This window comes from Salinicoccus kekensis (assembly GCF_900220995.1).
Classification (GTDB): Bacteria; Bacillota; Bacilli; order Staphylococcales; family Salinicoccaceae; genus Lacicoccus; species Lacicoccus kekensis.
On the sequence record NZ_OBQF01000003.1, the window covers coordinates 287,577 to 304,022 of the forward strand.

A 16,446-nucleotide genomic window follows, 5' to 3' on the forward strand; every position below is an offset into this window, starting at 1 on the left:
TTGTACGGAGGTAGTCGATATAATGAATGGTGAAAGGGAGGTTCTACAATGTTATCAGATAAGTTGAAACAGGCTTTGATCGACCAGATGAACCATGAATTTGCAGCAGCGCACGAGTATCTGGCAATGGCGTCGTATTGCGAAAGCAAGAGTTATGATGGCTTTGCCAACTTCTATAAGCAGCAGGCCAAAGAGGAGCGGTACCACGGCACTAAAATATACAACTATTTGACTGACCGCGGCGTACATGCAAAATTCCAGAGCATTCCCGAACCTAAGAACGATTATGATTCACTGCTCGACACTTTCAGGCAGGGGCTTGAACAGGAGAAGACGGTGACCAAAAACTTTTATGAGATTTCCGATATCGCCACCGAAGACCGTGAACATATGACGTTGTCCTTCGTCAGATGGTTCCTCGATGAGCAGGTGGAAGAAGAAGCGATGTTCGAGACACACCTTGATTACATCGGCCGGTTGAAAGATGACGGCAACGCATTGTATGTATATGAACGCGAACTCGCGAAAAGACAATTCGACGTACCGGAAGAATAAAAAGCTATTTCCCGGGAAATGACTTCCTGGTGTAGTAAATGGAGGCTGGGTGGAACCCGGTCTCTTTTTTTATGTGGGAATTCAGATTTATTGACGCCCCTGCTTATTCGAGGGTGATTTTAAAGGTGAATGAGCAGAATTTCTCTTGGCCTGCTCATTCAATGATTATTTTGAGATGAGTAATCAGATTTTCTCTCGAGCTGCTCATCCGATGGTGTTTTCAAGGCTGAGTGAGCAGAATATCTTCCAACCTGCTCATCCAAGGATGATTTTAAGGCTGAGTGAGCAGAATATCTTTCAACCTGCTCATCCAGGGATGACTTTAAGGCTGAGTGAGCAGAATATCTTTCAACCTGCTCATCCAAGGATGATTTTAAGGCTGGGTGAGCAGAATTTTTCGTGGCCTGCTCATTCAATGCCAGTTCCCATGATGAATGAGCACCCTCTTACCCAATCATCAAAACAGAGGCAGCCAAATAAAAACAAGGCGGGACAAAAGTCCCTCCTTGTTCATCATTTTAATAAGGATCGGCTTCATTACCTTTTTCGACTGCGTCCTGTGCCGCCTCCTGCTGTTTCTGGGTGCCTGCGCCGAATTTGGATTTCTGTCCGGCTTCACGGCCCGGCACGCCCTCATCTTCCATTTGTTCCATTTCCTTCACTTTGGCTTTGATGCCTTCTTTGACATGTCTGCCGTAGTCTTCGTCAGCCTGAGTGAAGTGATATACCATCGCTTCCTGGATGCGCTCGTCGCTCTGTGCGAGTACATTGGATAAGTTCTTGATGAGTTCATCACGTTCCCAGTCTTCGAAGTTGCGGTACGTCTCACCGGCCTGTCCGTAGTTGTTCGGGCGGTCGATCGGCTTACTCAATGCTTCCGCATTGTAAGTCGGCTGATGCGGTTTGCCTCTTTCTTCCGCTTCTTCAAGGCCACCGCGCATCGAAGGCTCATAGTTGATGCTCGGATCGTCACCCATCTCGCTCGGGTCACGGTGATCGAGCTGGCCTCGGTGCTGGTTCGTGCGGACGTTCGTCTTCGGTCTGTTGACCGGCACCTGCAGATAGTTTGCACCGACGCGGTAACGCTGCGTATCGGAGTAGGAGAAGGTCCTTCCGATCAGCATCTTGTCGTCGGAGAAGTCCATACCATCGACAAGTACACCGGTACCGAATGATGCCTGCTCAATCTGTGCATGGAAGTCCGTCGGATTTTCGTTGAGCACCATTTTACCGACCGGCAGCCAAGGGAATTTATCCTCGGGCCAGAGTTTCGTATCATCGAGCGGGTCGAAATCAAGCTCCTCATGATAGTCGTCTTCCATAATCTGGACGAACAGCTCCCACTCCGGATAATTTCCGCGCTCGATTGCCATATAAAGATCTTCCGTCGCATGGGCCACAGTTTTAGACTGGATTTCATCCGCTTCTTCCTGTGTCAGGTTACGGATGCCCTGTTTCGGTTCCCAGTGGTATTTGACGAGGACTGCTTCGCCTTCGTCGTTGACCCATTTGTACGTGTTTACACCCGAGCCCTGCATATGGCGGTACGTTGCAGGGATGCCCCACGGTGAGAAAAGGAAGGTGATCATATGGATCGCTTCCGGTGAGCGGGACACGAAGTCGAACATCCTTGTCGGATCCGGAATGTTCGATGCCGGATCGGGCTTGAATGCGTGGATCATACCCGGGAATTTCATCGCATCACGGATGAAGAAGATTTTCAGGTTATTGCCGACGAGGTCCCAGTTCCCATCCTCAGTATACATTTTCACAGCGAATCCTCTCGGGTCACGCTCCGTCTCGGGGGAATCCTTCGCTCCCGCCACAGTGGAGTAACGCACCATAAGAGGTGACCGCTTGCCTGCGCCTGAGAACACTTTGGCGCGCGTATATTTTTCGACCGGCTCATCGCCGACCTTGCCGTAAGTTTCGAAATAGCCGAATGCACCGGTACCGCGAGCGTGGACGACACGTTCCGGCACTTCTTCACGGTCGAAGTGCGACATCTTCTCAAGGAAATGATAGTTTTCCATCGTCGCAGGGCCGCGGTCGCCGATCGTGCGCATGTTCTGGTTATCCGTCACCGGATGGCCCTGACGGGTCGTCATCGGTTCACGATCTGCTTCTTTTTCGCGAGGGATTTCATTCTCCTTCTGATAATTCTTATCTGCCAAAATAAAAACCTCCTGTAAATTTTTCCGCTTCAATCTATATAAGTGATATATTTGCCGCTTGCCAAAAGTCCATTCAGTTTACATGTAAAAATTACCCGGATACCGGAGCTGATAAACTTTTGAGAGGCAGGAAATAACAGGGAAATGCAAATATTTAGAATTAACAGTTGACTTATCTGACGAACCGCTATATATTATTAGATATTCAGTAGCAAATATACGATGTAGTCGAAGAAAGCTGATGGATGATGCAAATCAGCACACGATATTTGTGAATTGGGCATTAATTAAAATTTAAAATATGCTTTTAAGAGTGAACATTCATTATGTTAATTAAGGTGGCACCACGGTGACGCGTCCTTGAGGCGTTGCTGTGGTGCTTTTTTATTCAGGTGGAAATGAGTAATCCGGTGTTTTTATTTCAGAAAGTCGGTGGTTGATGCGAACCGATATGGATGCCGGATGAATTGGGTTTTGCCGGTGCATAATTCGATATCAGTCAAGTGGGGGACTACGTCCCCAATTTAGGTGGCACCGCGTGTAAGCGTCCTATTCGTTTAGGGGGCTTATTTTTTTATTTTAAAAAGGGGGATTCAGGATGGAAATCATATATGAAACATTGAATGCGGAAGTGACGCCGGAGGCGCTTGCGCAGATGAGGGAGAAGAAGGTCATTTTTGAAAGTGCGTCGCAGCACGAAATGAAAGGCAGGTATTCGATGCTTGCATTCGATCATCAAGGGAAAGTGACGCTCGACAGCCATACGCTGACGATCGAGTATCCGGACACCATTTTCAGCTACGGCATCAATCCTTATGAAAAACTTAAAAATCTGCTGAATGAATATAAGGCGGAAATCGAGGATCCGGTGCTTGCGGACCTGCCGCTCGTCTCAGGCTTCGTCGGCAGCTGCAGCTTCGATCTTGTGCGCCATGCATTCAAAAAACTGCAGGAGATCGAGATTGAAAATACGACCAATGACCTGGTGTTCTACATGGTGGAGAGCCTGTATGTGTTCGATCATTACAAGGAGAAGATCCATGTGATCACATCGAACCTGTTTTCAAATGCAGGGCGGGAAGAGCTTGAAGCACGCCTTGAAAGTATGGTCGGGGAACTTAAGTCGGTCCGGCTCTATCATCCGGTGATCGATTATGACAATAAAAACCGGGAGATCGAGACAAACATCACCGAAGCGGACTTCATGGACACCGTGTCATATTTCAAATCATTGATCCAGAAAGGCGATATGTTCCAGGCTGTGCCTTCACGGATCTATAAATACCGCCACGCATTCGGGCATGAGCGGAATGTGCTCACTTTCCAGCTGTATAAAAATTTGAAACGGCAGAATCCGAGTCCGTACATGTACTATTTGAACTTCGATGATCCAATCATCGTCGGCAGCTCTCCTGAAAGTTTCGTTAAGGTTGAAAAAGGCAAGGTGATCACGAATCCGATTGCAGGCACGATCAAACGCGGGCGTGATGCAGAAGAGGATTCAGTGAACGCAGAACTGCTCTCCAGTGATGAGAAGGAACTCAGCGAACATCGCATGCTCGTCGACCTTGGACGCAATGATGTGAACCGTGTGAGCGAGCAGGGGAGCGTCAAGCTTGAACGTCTGATGGAGATCGAGAAGTATGAGCACGTCATGCATATCGTGAGCGTCGTGACGGGTGATGTTAAAAAGGACATCTCCCCAATCGATGTCGTGACAAGTCTGCTGCCTACGGGTACCGTATCGGGTGCGCCGAAACTCCGCGCAATCGAGCGTATATATGAAGTGCGTCCGGAGAAGCGGGGCGTATACTCAGGCGGTGTGGGTTACATCAACTGCAACCAGGAGCTGGATTTCGCCCTTGCCATCCGCACGATGCTCGTCGACGGGGAATATGTGAATGTGGAAGCCGGCTGCGGCGTCGTCTATGACTCTGTGCCGGAAAAGGAACTGGAAGAGACGAAGCTGAAAGTGAAGAGCCTTTTGGAGGTGCACCCATGATACTTGTAATCGACAATTATGATTCATTCACCTACAACTTGATCGACATGCTGGAAGAATATGATGAAGTGATCGTAAGGTATCCCGATGACAAAGATGTGCCGGACCTTGCGATCGACGGGCTCGTAATCTCTCCGGGGCCCGGGCATCCGCTGGATAACGGTCATCTGGCGGCAGTCATCCGGGCTTATGAGGATAAGCCGATACTCGGCATCTGCCTGGGCTCCCAGGCGCTGACCTGCCATTACGGCGGTGAGGTCGTGGAAGGTACTGTCGTGAAACACGGCAAGATGGATGAGATGCGTGTGGTCGGGGATTCAAAGCTTTATAAAGGCCTCGGAGACACGATCGAAATCATGCGGTACCATTCCCTTGTGAGCGACCGGGGAACATTTCCTGCGGACTTGAGGGTGACCGGTGAGACTCGGGATTCAATCCAGTCTTTTGAACATATCGAAAAGCCCCACTTCGGCATCCAATATCACCCCGAGTCCTTTGCATGCGACGCCGGGAGTGATATCATAAGGAACTATATTGAAGTGATGAAAAACAGCAAATTGGCGCCGGTACAGGAGGCGCGGAGCTGATTCATAAGGAGCGTTGAATATGGATTTACTGACGATGGGGCTTATACTGCTCGTCTTTGCGGGAGTGACGATCATCTTCGCCCAGCGCAAGGAGCTTGCACACCTGAGGGAGAAGATCGAAAAGCTCGAGGCGCCGCCCGCCGAAGAGAAATGGGTCGTGGAGGCAAGAGATAAGCTCGAGACCCAGGGGGCCGGCAAAGCGGTGAAGTACGTAAGGAATGTCACCGGCATGTCTCAGGCCGAAGCGAAACAGTTTGTGAACGGGCTCGAGGAGAAATGATGCATGGGGACTGTCCATATGGGCAGTCCTTTTTCAATGGCTTTATTCCGGAGGGGAAAAGCAGTATAATTGAATGATGAATTGTGAACGAGAGAGGATGAATATTTTGGCAAAAAGTGTAGTGCTTGCTGAAAAGCCTTCGGTCGCCCGGGACATCGCCCGCGTGCTGAAGTGCAGTAAAAAAGGGAACGGTTTCCTTGAAGGGGATAAATATATTGTGACATGGGCGCTCGGCCACCTGGTGACCCTGCAGGACCCGGAGCGTTACGATAAGAAATACCAGAAGTGGAACCTGGCGGATCTGCCAATGCTGCCGGAGCCATTGAAGCTCACGCATATACCGCAGACGACAAAGCAGTTCAAGGCGGTGCAGACGCAGCTGAAGCGGAAAGATGTGGATGAAATCATCATCGCGACAGACGCCGGACGTGAAGGCGAGCTCGTAGCCCGCTGGATCATCGACTACGTGAAGGTGAACAAACCGATTAAACGTCTGTGGATATCTTCCGTCACCGACAAGGCGATTTCGGAAGGATTCAAAAATCTGAAGCCCGGCAATAAATACCGCAACCTGTATCAGGCGGCCGTTGCGAGGAGTGAGGCGGACTGGTATGTCGGGCTGAACGCGACCCGTGCGCTGACGACGAAGTTCAACGCACAGCTGAACTGCGGGCGCGTCCAGACACCGACGCTTGCCATCATCGCAGCGCGCGATGAGGAGATTAAAAAATTCAAGCCGAAAACATACTACGGTCTTGAGGTTGCGACGGATAAGCTGAAGTTCAAGTGGAAGGACGGCAATAACTTCTCGACTTTCAATAAAGATAAGATCGACGCCATCGAGAAGAAGCTGAAGGCGGATCAATTAACCGTAAAAGATGTCGTCAAAAAGAAAAAGAAACAGTTCGCACCGGGGCTGTATGACCTGACCGAACTGCAGCGGGATGCGAACAAGATCTACGGCTTATCGGCAAAAGAGACGCTGCAGACGATGCAGGGGCTGTACGAAAGGCATAAAGTGCTGACGTACCCGCGGACCGACTCGAAGTTTATTTCCGAGGATATCGTGCCGACCTTGAAGGAACGTGTCCAGGCGAGCGGCATCGGCAATTTCCGTAAAGTCGCAACGCACATTCTGCGCGCGCCGATCAACGGGAACGGCTCATTCGTCAACGACAAAAAAGTGAGCGACCACCATGCGATCATCCCAACCGAAAGCACTGTGCATTACAGTGATTTCAGCGAGCGGGAAAAACGCGTGTATGACCTGGTCATCCAGCGCTTCATGGCCGTCCTGCTGCCGCCTTATGAGTATGAGGAGACGACGGTGACCGCCGAAGTGAACGGTGAGGTGCTTGAGACGAAGTACAACCGCGTGCTGAAGCAGGGCTTCAAGATCGCTTATACGGAAGAAGCGGAAGGCAAGACTGTGGATGTCGAAAAGGGCGAGACGCTTAAAATTCAGAGTGTGAACAAGACGACCGGTGAAACAACGCCACCGCCGAGGTTCACTGAAGCATCCCTCCTTCAGGCGATGGAAAACCCGGCTAAATATTTCAGCATGGACAAGACCCACAGCAAAACGCTGAGCGAGTCCGGCGGGCTTGGAACGGTCGCCACCCGTGCGGATATCATCGATAAACTGTTCAACACGTTTTATCTTGAGAAAAACGGCCAGGCGATCAAGATCACATCGAAAGGCAAGCAATTGCTCGACCTTGCACCGGAAATTTTGAAATCCCCGGTGACGACGGCGGTATGGGAGAAACAGCTCGAGAAAATCGAGCGCGGTGAGCTGGATAAGCAGAAATTCATCAATGATATGAAGAAGCACACGAAAGATATCGTCGCTGAAGTGAAGGCAAGTGATAAGACATTCAAGCACGACAACATCTCCGGCCGTGACTGCCCGGACTGCGGCAAACCGCTGCTTGAAGTGAACGGCAAGAAAGGCAAGATGCTCGTCTGCCAGGACCGCGAATGCGGCCACAGGAAGAATGTCGCGAAAATCACGAACGCCAGATGTCCGAAATGCAAGAAGAAGCTCACATTGAGCGGCTCGGGTGACGCCCAGATATTCACATGCGTGTGCGGCCACCGCGAAAAATTATCAAGCTTCGAAGCGCGCAGGAAAAAGGAAAGTAAAGGCCGCGTCGATAAGCGCACCGTGAACAAATATCTGAAGAAAGATGAAGAAGCGGAACCGATCAACAACGCCCTTGCTGAACAATTGAAGAAACTGAAGCTCAGGGAGTAGCCGGGGTTACGTTTATCGGCCAAGCGGGAGCTGGTTCGGCCGATAACCGGCCGCAGACCATAATCAAATCATGAAAGGCGGGTGCGAATATATGAAAGTCATCGTTGATGCGGATGCCTGTCCGGTGAAGGATATCATCTTCAGGGAGACGGCACATGAAAGTATCCCGGTCACCCTGGTATCGAGCATTTCACATTTCTCCAACCAGGGTGTGCCCGCCCATGTTGAGACGATTTACGTGGATGCGGGCCGGGATGCGGCGGATTTCAAAATCGTTGCACTCACAAAAAAAGACGACATCGTCGTCACGCAGGATTATGGGTTAGCATCTCTGCTACTGCCGAAGGGTGCGAAAGTGCTGCACCACAAAGGGTTCGAGTATGATGCGATGAACATCGACCATCTGCTTGATACCCGCCACATGAGCGCTGCAATCCGGCAGGCGGGGGGCAGGACAAAAGGTCCGAAGCCGTTTTCGAAAGAAGACGGGGAAACATTCCGGGAATTGTTCCGTAAAAAAATAAAACCCTCCGATTGAGGAGGGTTTACTTAATCAGGACAGGCGGGGAAGATCACGCTTGTCTTTCTTTTTGTCCTATATAGTTGAAGACGACTTCATCTTTCTCTTCATCGTACTCCACGGAAAGGTCATGGTCGTCAAAGAACCATACATCCGTTTCATTGACGTAAAACTCGATGCCGTCCTTCTCATATTCGACTGCCTTTTTCCTGTCATCTTTATCTAAAGTAAAAGCGAGTGAATAACCTTCGCGTACGGCGCTGTCGCCGTAAATCTGGACAAAGAAACGCACTTTGTCGCCGGATTCCAGTTCCACATCATCTTTAAACCACTTAAGTGCCGCGTCTGTTACTTTTAAATTCATATTACACTCTCCCTTTGATTGATGACATAATTAAATCATTGCCTCAATCCTATATCTATTTACGGAAAAGTGCAAATATTTCGCTATTTAAATTTCATCTTCAGGTCCATCCGGCGCATATTCCAAAATATCCCCCGGCTGGCAGTCGAGTGCCCTGCATATCGCATTGAGCGTCGAGAACCTCACGGCCTTCACTTTACCGGTCTTCAGATTGGAGAGGTTGACGATGGATACGCCGATTTCGTCGGCCAGTTTTCCGAGCGGCATCTTCCTGTCCGCGAGCACCCTGTCGAGTCTGACTATAATCATATTAATCACCCCTCCTAAACTGTTGCGTCATATTCTTCCTGCAGGAATGCGCCGTATTTGAACACTTTGGCGAGGATCCATATGATGATGCCGCTGAACAGGAGCATCAGGTTGAATTCGATGCTCAGCTGGTCGACGCCGAATACCAGCTGTTCGTTCAATTCAGATGAAATTTCCGCCAATGAAAATGTCTGCATCATCAAATATCCGACGGCCAAATCAGCCAACGCATCAATCACAGTCAAAATTATGACAGTGTAGGCGGCAATCTCTATGAAGCGGCTGTTTCTGATAGTGAATATATTGCCACGCTTCAAGTTGTACAGCCATCTGTTGACGGAAAATAATATCACTGCGACGGCTGCAAGATAAAGCAGAAATGCAGCGAGTGTGAGCAGGATCGCCGTCTGATCCAGTGCAATCGTCTCAAGATAGGCGTCGGTGACCTCGAGTGTGAGACCGGTCGTTTCATATGTGCCGGTCACAGGCAGGTCCGTCAGCCTGTTTTCGATGGCGGCGAAGGGAATGAACGGCACGGCAATGATGCCGCCAAGCAATACAAGGATGCCGAGCGCAACAAATGCGAGTGGAATGTAGGAAAGCACGTAAAGCACGTTGACCATGGTCTTGAAACGTTTGTGGATGAGCGTGTGATCTGCCATCGGGGATTCCTCCTTATGTTTTGTAGTTACATTATACATCCAAATTTAATACAAAGCAATAAATATTTAATGATAATCATTAAATATTTTACCTTATACATTAACTAAAGGATTGGAATAAAGTACTTAGGGTTTCATATCGGCAGCCAGGCGCCTGAAATGTTAAGAATTGATTAATTGCCGCCATGCTATGGATTTCATATGAAAACCCTGTTAACTTTAGACTACAAAACTATTATTATGGAGGTTTCTATGTCTAATGAATCTCAATCAAGAGTGAACAGGAAACGCGGGCAGGGAAATCTGCTTGAAATCCTGCTGACGTCACTCCGCCTGGGTCTGACTTCTTTCGGCGGGCCGGTGGCGCATCTTGCATATTTCAAGGATGAATATGTCAATAAGAAGAAATGGCTGGATGATAAGTTGTATGCGGACATCATCGCAGTCTGCCAGTTCCTGCCGGGGCCGGCGAGTTCGCAGGTCGGGATTTCGATCGGCATGCTGCGGGGCGGCATACCGGGCGGGATACTTTCATTCCTCGGCTTCACGGTGCCGTCGGCCCTCGTGCTGATCATCTTCGCATTGATGTACCAGACTTTTGATCTAGAAGGTGCTGTCTTCATCAACAGTCTGAAAGTCGTGGCGGTCGCCGTTGTGCTGCACGCCCTGATCGGCATGGGCCGAAACCTTGCACCGGATATACCAAGGATGCTGATCGCGATTGGTGCTGCGGGTCTCATGCTCATATATCCGAACGCGTGGATTCAGATATTGACCATCGCCGCAGGCGGTGTCGCGGGTTACATACTCTTCAAGGATAAGGCGGAAAATAAACTCACGGACTTCAAATTCAATCTGACACGGAACATCGGCATCATCTCATTTGCCGCACTCATCGGGCTGCTGATTCTGCTGCCGATATTGAATTCTTTATTCGACAATGAATACTTGAACATATTCGACATCTTCTTCCGCGTCGGTTCGATCGTCTTCGGCGGCGGTCATGTGGTGCTGCCGATGATCGAGCGTGAAGTCGTGCCGACGGGCCTCGTCACGGCCGACCAGTTCCTCGCAGGCTACGGTATGGCGCAGGCGGTGCCGGGTCCTTTATTCACGTTCGCAAGCTACCTCGGCACGGTGATGCTCGGTACGATGGGTGGCATCATTGCAACAATCGCAATGTTCCTGCCGTCATTCCTGCTCGTGATGAGCGCATTGCCATTTTTGAATGTGCTCAGGGGGAATAAAAAGTTCCAGAGCGTCCTGATGGGGGTCAATGCCGCTGTCGTCGGCATTCTGCTCGCGGCATTCTATAATCCGGTGTTCACAAGCGGCATCAGTTCTGGCAGAGACTTCTTTCTGGCACTGTTGTTGTTCTTCATGCTCTTTAAGATGAAGATGCCTGCCTGGATAATCGTTATCCTTGGTGTTGTAGTGGGATATCTATTACAATTATTACCGGGTATTTAACAATTTGAGACCGGAGAAGGACTGAAGATTTTGTATATATTATTATTCGTTTTATTTGCAGGTTTGATCCTGAAGTCGTTCCATACACACTATATATCGAAGACGAAGCGTTATTTTTCCTTCGATGACAGGAGGTATACCGGGGAAGATGATTTCCTGAAGATCAGCGAGTTGAACATCAAACAGCTTGAGCGGGTTTTCCTGTACCTTATGCTCGTGACGTATCTTCTCGCCCTGGTGATCTTCATCTTTACAGGGAGTGAAGTTGCGATATGGGTGCTTGCGACGGTGCTCGCATGGCAGTTCGTGCTCAGCGCACTCGTCGACTTGAAGCTTTATTCAGCATTTCATGATAAAGGGCACCTGTTCATGGTGGTCATATGGATTGTGCTGATCGTCGTGCTTTACTACGGCTTATCGCGGATCGACATCGTTTTATAAATTATGAATGGAGCAATGTTTAATGAGCAGTCAGAAGATTATTTTCTTTGATATTGACGGGACGCTTTACAATGATGAAAAAGTGGTGCCCGCCTCCACGAAGGAAGCGGTGAAGGCGGCGCAGGACGCCGGGCATATCGCAGCCATCGCGACGGGGCGTTCGCCTTTCATGTATGAGGATCTCCGTGCGGAGCTCGGCATCAGCACATTCGTCAGCATGAACGGTAACTATGTGGTGTTCGAGGATGAACTGATCCACACCAATCCGCTGGACGCAAAAAGGCTCGAGGACATCACGGAAGTGGCGATGAAAAATGACCATCCGATCGTCTACCTGGATGATGAGAATATGCACTCGAATGTGCCGGAGCATGATTATATGACTGAAGGCATCGCGTCCCTGAAGCTCGGCTACATGCCGGGCCATGATCCGGAGTATCATATCGGGCGCAGCATCTACCAGTCGCTTTTGTTCTGCCCGAAAGGTGAGGAGGGTGTCTATCAGGAGTATTTCACCGATGCATTCCAGTTCATCAGATGGCACACCTATTCGATGGATGTTTCCCCGAAGAACGGCTCCAAAGCCGAGGGCATCAAAAAAATCGTCGAGAAAATGGATGTCGACATCAAGGACGTCTATGCATTCGGCGACGGGGCGAATGATGTCGAAATGCTTGAGTATGTGCCGAACAGTTTTGCGATGGGTAATGCACGCGAGGAAATCAAGGCACATGCGAAGCATGTCACCTCAAGCGTGGATTCGGACGGCATCATGAACGGCCTCCAGAAGGCGGATCTGATCTGATTCAGGATCTTTTATGTTTAAATTCATGATTACCGGGAAAAATGATAGTGTGACGATACGATGGATAAAGATAGATATTGAACCGTACGCTATAAATTATCATTTAGGAAAGGTGATTTCATGGTACAGGTAACTGAAAAGAACAAAGTGATCGAATCATTGAACAGACAGCTCGCGAACCACACGGTGTTATGGGGCAAGCTCCATAACTTCCACTGGTATGTAAAAGGTGCACATTTCTTCTCGCTGCATGCGAAGTTCGAGGAACTGTATGAATCGACTGCAGTCATTGTGGACGATCTTGCAGAGAGGATCCTCGCTATCGGCGGACAGCCGATCGGCAAACTTTCCGAGGCGCTTGAAGAAGCAGGCATTGCCGAAGCGGAATACGGCCTGGATGAAGGTGCCATGGTCAAGCAGCTGATCGATGATTATGAATTGATTAAAGAAGAGCTGAAAAGCGGTGTGAAAGAAGCGGAAGACGTGGGCGATGACGCGACGGCGGATATGTTCATCGGATATATCCAGAGCATCGAGAAGAACAACTGGATGCTTCAGGCTTATATGGGTGAAGAAGTCAAAAAGTAAATAATTCCACGAAAAAAGGGAAGCGGATGCTTCCCTCTTTTTTTATATGGATTCGACGAACAGGTATTTCCCGAGCGTCATGCTGATCTGGATTTCATCCCCATTCTTCACGATGGCGAGAGTGATCAGGTCGATGTCCGCGTCCACCTCTTTGACAATCACTTCATCACCGATGTTCAAATGCTGGTTCCTGAAATAGTTCACCAGCTTCTCATCATCGACGATCCTTGAAATCATGAACTTTCTGCCGGGTTCGGCATCGGAGATGGTGATGGTCCGGTCTTCCTGGACATCCATCTGGCTGGTCCGGATGGCACCGCCGTGCGGGCAGAACTCCGGATAATCCAGGTACTCCTCCAGTTTCCGGGCGACTGCATCACTCGTGGAATGTTCGAGGAGTTCCGCTTCCCTGTGGACATCGTGGATGCCGAAACCGAGGTTCTCGAACAGGAAGACTTCCCACAGGCGGTGTTTCCGGATGATCTGTTTGGCACGTTCCGTGCCTTCCTCCGTTAAAATGCTGCCTTTGTAGGGCATGTAATCCACCCAGCCGACTTTGACGAGGCTGTGCATCATTTCCGTTACGGTGGGCGGGGATATCTGCAGGCGGCCTGCAACTTCCTTATTCGGGACGCGCATGAAACGGCCGCCGAGCTCGAATAATATTTTGATATAATCTTCTTTTGTAGGACTCAAAGCGTACACCTCCGCTGTACAACACTCTCTTTACCATCTTACCGCTAAAACTAATGAGCTTTCAAACCATATTTTATGCGGGAGTAGTGCGTGAACTCCTCTCCCCTGACGGTCAGTCTGTAGCGGTCGTCGGCCCTTGTGACGTAACCTTCCACTTCGAGTGTTTCCAGCTGCTTTTTAGTCTCCGGCTCCGTGAGGCTGAAATGTCTGGAAATCTCCCCTGGTGTGACTGTTTCGTGTTCGTCTTCGTTCATCAGCATCAAAATCATCGCATGCATGAATTCCTTCCTCTGCCTGCGTTTCTTTATTTTCAGGACGATATAGCCGTCCGGCTTGAATAAAAACACGATCGTGAAGATGATGAAGGCGACTGACGCGGTCGCACCCGACATGGAGAGATCCAGGTTGTACCCGATCAGATAACCGAGCGTGCTGTTCAGCACGGCGAACAGGGCAGTCAGATAAATCATGTGGTCCAGACGTTTCACAATCAGATAAGCCGTGAGCACCGGTGCCACAAAGAAGTTGATGACAAGTATTGCACCGACGGCATCGAATGCGGCAACTGCGGTGATGGATACGAGCGTCATCAGCATATAGTAGATGAGCGTCGTGCTGAAACCGATGACGTAGGCGAATTTCGGGTCGAATGAAGAGACCTTCAGTTCCTTGTAGAACAATGCGACAAAGGCGACGTTCACGATCAGAAGTATGCCGAGCTGCCAGAGCGCCCTCGGGATGCTGAAGCCGAAAACTTCTATCCGGTTCAACGGGGCGAATAAAACCTCACCGGCGATGACGACATCGATGTCCAGATGGACGTGGTCGGCATACCTCGAAATCAGGATGACCGCGAGGGCGAAGAGTGCGGTGAAGACGATGCCGATCGAGGCATCATTTTTTATCAGGTCCGTCTGGTTGATCAGCTGTATCAGGTAGACGGTGAGCACCCCGACAAGCGCGGCACCGATGATCAGAAGCGGTGAACGGATATCCTGTGTGATGAAGAATGCGAGCACGATGCCGAGCAGTATCGTATGGCTGATCGCATCCGTCGTCATGGCCTGGTTCCTTAAAACCAGAAAGACGCCGAGGATGCTTGTAGCGAGTGATGCGACGATCAGTACTATCAGGACTTCGATCATGTGGCATCACCCCGCAAATTGAATTTCCTTGTGATAATGCCCCTTCTTCCGAACATCATGGAGATGAAAACGATGATGCTCATCACCAGGATGATTGACGGACCGGTCGCGAAGCCGGCATAGGCAGTGCTGATATAAGTGCCGATGAATGCGGAGACCGCACCGGATAAGCCGGCAATCAGCAGGACGATATTGAAACGGTTCGACCATAACAGCCCGATCACTCCGGGGGCGATCAGCAGATTGACGATCAATATTGCACCGACTGCCTTCAGGCCGACCGCGATCAGCAGTATGGTCATCGACAGCACGAGAACATTGACGAGGGCCGGGTTGATGCCGATCGTCGAGCTGTAGACGGGGTCGAAAGTGTAGATCCTGATCTGCTGGTAAAAGATCAGAAACAGGAGCAGGCTCGCGACTGAAGCAATGATGATCAACCAGACATCGAGCCTCAGCATATAGGCGGCCTGGCCGAAGATGTAATCATCGATGCCCTGGGTGTTGCTGAATCCGGGATTGCCCTGGACATAGCTTTTAAGCGCCATGCCGAAACCGAAAAATGACGACAATATCAGGGCGAGCGCCCCGTCGAGCGTCACTTTCGAATGGTTTGTGATCAGCTGTATGAAGAAGAATGCAATGACGCCGAAAATGATTGCACCTATGGTGAGCGGTAACGTATCCGTGACACCGATGAGCATGAACGCAAGGATGACGCCGGGGAAGGTGGCATGCCCGATCGCATCGCCGATCAGGCTCTGCCCCTTGATGACACTGACGGTGCCGATCACTCCGGCGGCAAAGGACAGTATCGTCGTCCCGATTGCCACAATCAGGAATGTATAACTCGACAGCAGTTCCATCAGCCTGCACCCGTTTCCGTATAGGCTTTGTCGATGTTTTCCTTTGTCCATACGTCCCCTATGCCACCGGCGGCGATGACGGTCTTGTTCATGATCACGGCGTGGTCGAAGTACTCTTCGACGGTGTCGAGGTTGTGGTGTACGATCAGGAATGTCTTGCCTTCCTGCTGGAGCGACTTGATCGTATCTATGATCAACTTTTCAGTGGTGATGTCGATGCCCTGGAGCGGTTCATCCATGATATATATACCGGCATTCTGGCAGATCGCACGGGCGAGGAAGACGCGCTGGCGCTGTCCGCCCGACAGTTCACTGATCTGGCGGTTTCTGAATGCTTCCATCTTCATCACCCTGAGGGCGGACATCGCAATCTCACGGTCTTTTTTATTCGGCCGCTTCAGCCAGCCTTTGTGCACGTACCTTCCCATCATGACGACATCGAGCACAGTCGTCGGGAAATCCCAGTTGACTTCGCCTTTCTGCGGTACATATGCAATTTCCTTAAGCGCCTTCCTGCTTTTTGAACCTTTGATCCAGACTTCCCCGGATACCGGTTTGATCAACTGCATGATTGATTTGATCAGCGTCGATTTGCCGGCACCGTTCGGTCCGACGATCGCAGTGATGCTGTTTTCCTGCAAAGCCATGTTCAAGTGCCATATGGCAGGTTCGTCATCATATGCGACGATGAGGTCATTCACTTTAATAATATCCTTATCCATATA

19 protein-coding genes are annotated in these 16,446 nt (G+C 50.0%); 10 read left to right on the forward strand and 9 right to left on the reverse strand.

Annotated elements, in window-relative coordinates; all coding sequences use genetic code 11:
• The first annotated feature begins 48 nt into the window (after nucleotides 1-48).
• Nucleotides 49-555: a ferritin gene (locus CRN96_RS08040; RefSeq protein WP_097040933.1), complete on the forward strand. Its 507-nt coding sequence runs from the start codon at nucleotides 49-51 to the stop codon at nucleotides 553-555.
• A gap of 158 nt (nucleotides 556-713) precedes the next feature.
• On the opposite strand, the gene CRN96_RS13160 is transcribed toward CRN96_RS08040, so the two are convergent.
• Together CRN96_RS13160 and CRN96_RS08045 are read right to left on the reverse strand one after the other, a co-directional pair.
• Complete coding sequence (locus CRN96_RS13160; RefSeq protein ID WP_143544306.1) at nucleotides 714-971, reverse strand: hypothetical protein; 258 nt, start codon at nucleotides 969-971, stop codon at nucleotides 714-716.
• A 102-nt stretch (nucleotides 972-1,073) separates the two neighbouring features.
• Nucleotides 1,074-2,663: a catalase gene (locus tag CRN96_RS08045; RefSeq protein WP_143544307.1), complete on the reverse strand. Its 1,590-nt coding sequence runs from the start codon at nucleotides 2,661-2,663 to the stop codon at nucleotides 1,074-1,076.
• A 664-nt stretch (nucleotides 2,664-3,327) separates the two neighbouring features.
• Between CRN96_RS08045 and CRN96_RS08050 the strand changes: the two genes are divergently transcribed.
• From CRN96_RS08050 to CRN96_RS08070, 5 genes are all read left to right on the forward strand, one after another.
• Nucleotides 3,328-4,731 carry an anthranilate synthase component I gene (locus CRN96_RS08050; RefSeq protein ID WP_097040937.1) on the forward strand — a complete coding sequence of 468 codons (1,404 nt, stop codon included), beginning with the start codon at nucleotides 3,328-3,330 and terminating at the stop codon, nucleotides 4,729-4,731.
• Nucleotides 4,728-5,318, forward strand: coding sequence for an anthranilate synthase component II (locus CRN96_RS08055; RefSeq protein ID WP_097040940.1), 591 nt, complete (start codon nucleotides 4,728-4,730; stop codon nucleotides 5,316-5,318). Before CRN96_RS08050 ends, CRN96_RS08055 begins: the two co-directional genes overlap by 4 nt.
• Nucleotides 5,319-5,337: 19 nt before the next feature.
• On the forward strand, nucleotides 5,338-5,598 hold the full coding sequence (locus CRN96_RS08060) for a hypothetical protein (protein ID WP_097040942.1): 261 nt from the start codon (nucleotides 5,338-5,340) through the stop codon (nucleotides 5,596-5,598).
• Between the two features lie 106 nt (nucleotides 5,599-5,704).
• Complete coding sequence (locus tag CRN96_RS08065; RefSeq protein ID WP_097040944.1) at nucleotides 5,705-7,855, forward strand: DNA topoisomerase III; 2,151 nt, start codon at nucleotides 5,705-5,707, stop codon at nucleotides 7,853-7,855.
• A gap of 91 nt (nucleotides 7,856-7,946) precedes the next feature.
• Nucleotides 7,947-8,393, forward strand: coding sequence for a YaiI/YqxD family protein (locus tag CRN96_RS08070; RefSeq protein ID WP_097040946.1), 447 nt, complete (start codon nucleotides 7,947-7,949; stop codon nucleotides 8,391-8,393).
• Between the two features lie 34 nt (nucleotides 8,394-8,427).
• Here CRN96_RS08070 and CRN96_RS08075 read toward each other — a convergent pair whose 3' ends face one another.
• The 3 genes from CRN96_RS08075 to CRN96_RS08085 form a co-directional block, all read right to left on the reverse strand.
• Nucleotides 8,428-8,739: a HesB/YadR/YfhF family protein gene (locus CRN96_RS08075; protein WP_097040949.1), complete on the reverse strand. Its 312-nt coding sequence runs from the start codon at nucleotides 8,737-8,739 to the stop codon at nucleotides 8,428-8,430.
• 87 nt (nucleotides 8,740-8,826) lie between these two features.
• Complete coding sequence (locus tag CRN96_RS08080; protein ID WP_179647154.1) at nucleotides 8,827-9,048, reverse strand: helix-turn-helix domain-containing protein; 222 nt, start codon at nucleotides 9,046-9,048, stop codon at nucleotides 8,827-8,829.
• 14 nt (nucleotides 9,049-9,062) lie between these two features.
• Nucleotides 9,063-9,710, reverse strand: a complete 648-nt coding sequence (locus tag CRN96_RS08085; RefSeq protein WP_179647155.1) for a DUF2975 domain-containing protein — start codon at nucleotides 9,708-9,710, stop codon at nucleotides 9,063-9,065.
• A 252-nt stretch (nucleotides 9,711-9,962) separates the two neighbouring features.
• Here CRN96_RS08085 and chrA point away from each other — a divergent pair, with 252 nt between their 5' ends.
• From chrA to CRN96_RS08105, 4 genes are all read left to right on the forward strand, one after another.
• Nucleotides 9,963-11,180, forward strand: a complete 1,218-nt coding sequence (chrA, locus tag CRN96_RS08090; protein WP_245844589.1) for a chromate efflux transporter — start codon at nucleotides 9,963-9,965, stop codon at nucleotides 11,178-11,180.
• 30 nt (nucleotides 11,181-11,210) lie between these two features.
• A complete protein-coding gene (locus CRN96_RS08095) occupies nucleotides 11,211-11,621 on the forward strand; it encodes a hypothetical protein (RefSeq protein ID WP_097040954.1) in 411 nt (136 codons plus the stop codon).
• A 22-nt stretch (nucleotides 11,622-11,643) separates the two neighbouring features.
• On the forward strand, nucleotides 11,644-12,426 hold the full coding sequence (locus CRN96_RS08100; protein ID WP_097040956.1) for a Cof-type HAD-IIB family hydrolase: 783 nt from the start codon (nucleotides 11,644-11,646) through the stop codon (nucleotides 12,424-12,426).
• Between the two features lie 120 nt (nucleotides 12,427-12,546).
• Complete coding sequence (locus CRN96_RS08105; RefSeq protein ID WP_097040958.1) at nucleotides 12,547-13,014, forward strand: Dps family protein; 468 nt, start codon at nucleotides 12,547-12,549, stop codon at nucleotides 13,012-13,014.
• A gap of 42 nt (nucleotides 13,015-13,056) precedes the next feature.
• Here CRN96_RS08105 and CRN96_RS08110 read toward each other — a convergent pair whose 3' ends face one another.
• Genes CRN96_RS08110 through CRN96_RS08125 form a run of 4 tightly spaced genes read right to left on the reverse strand, consistent with a single transcriptional unit; the run spans nucleotide 13,057 to nucleotide 16,443 of the window.
• Complete coding sequence (locus CRN96_RS08110; RefSeq protein ID WP_245844590.1) at nucleotides 13,057-13,719, reverse strand: metal-dependent transcriptional regulator; 663 nt, start codon at nucleotides 13,717-13,719, stop codon at nucleotides 13,057-13,059.
• Nucleotides 13,720-13,760: 41 nt separating this feature from the next.
• Nucleotides 13,761-14,855 (reverse strand): metal ABC transporter permease, encoded by a 1,095-nt coding sequence (locus CRN96_RS08115; RefSeq protein ID WP_097040961.1) that lies wholly within the window; start codon nucleotides 14,853-14,855, stop codon nucleotides 13,761-13,763.
• Nucleotides 14,852-15,772 (reverse strand): metal ABC transporter permease, encoded by a 921-nt coding sequence (locus CRN96_RS08120; protein WP_245844591.1) that lies wholly within the window; start codon nucleotides 15,770-15,772, stop codon nucleotides 14,852-14,854. Before CRN96_RS08120 ends, CRN96_RS08115 begins: the two co-directional genes overlap by 4 nt.
• Nucleotides 15,721-16,443, reverse strand: coding sequence for a metal ABC transporter ATP-binding protein (locus CRN96_RS08125; protein ID WP_097040965.1), 723 nt, complete (start codon nucleotides 16,441-16,443; stop codon nucleotides 15,721-15,723). Before CRN96_RS08125 ends, CRN96_RS08120 begins: the two co-directional genes overlap by 52 nt.
• Nucleotides 16,444-16,446 lie beyond the last annotated feature (3 nt).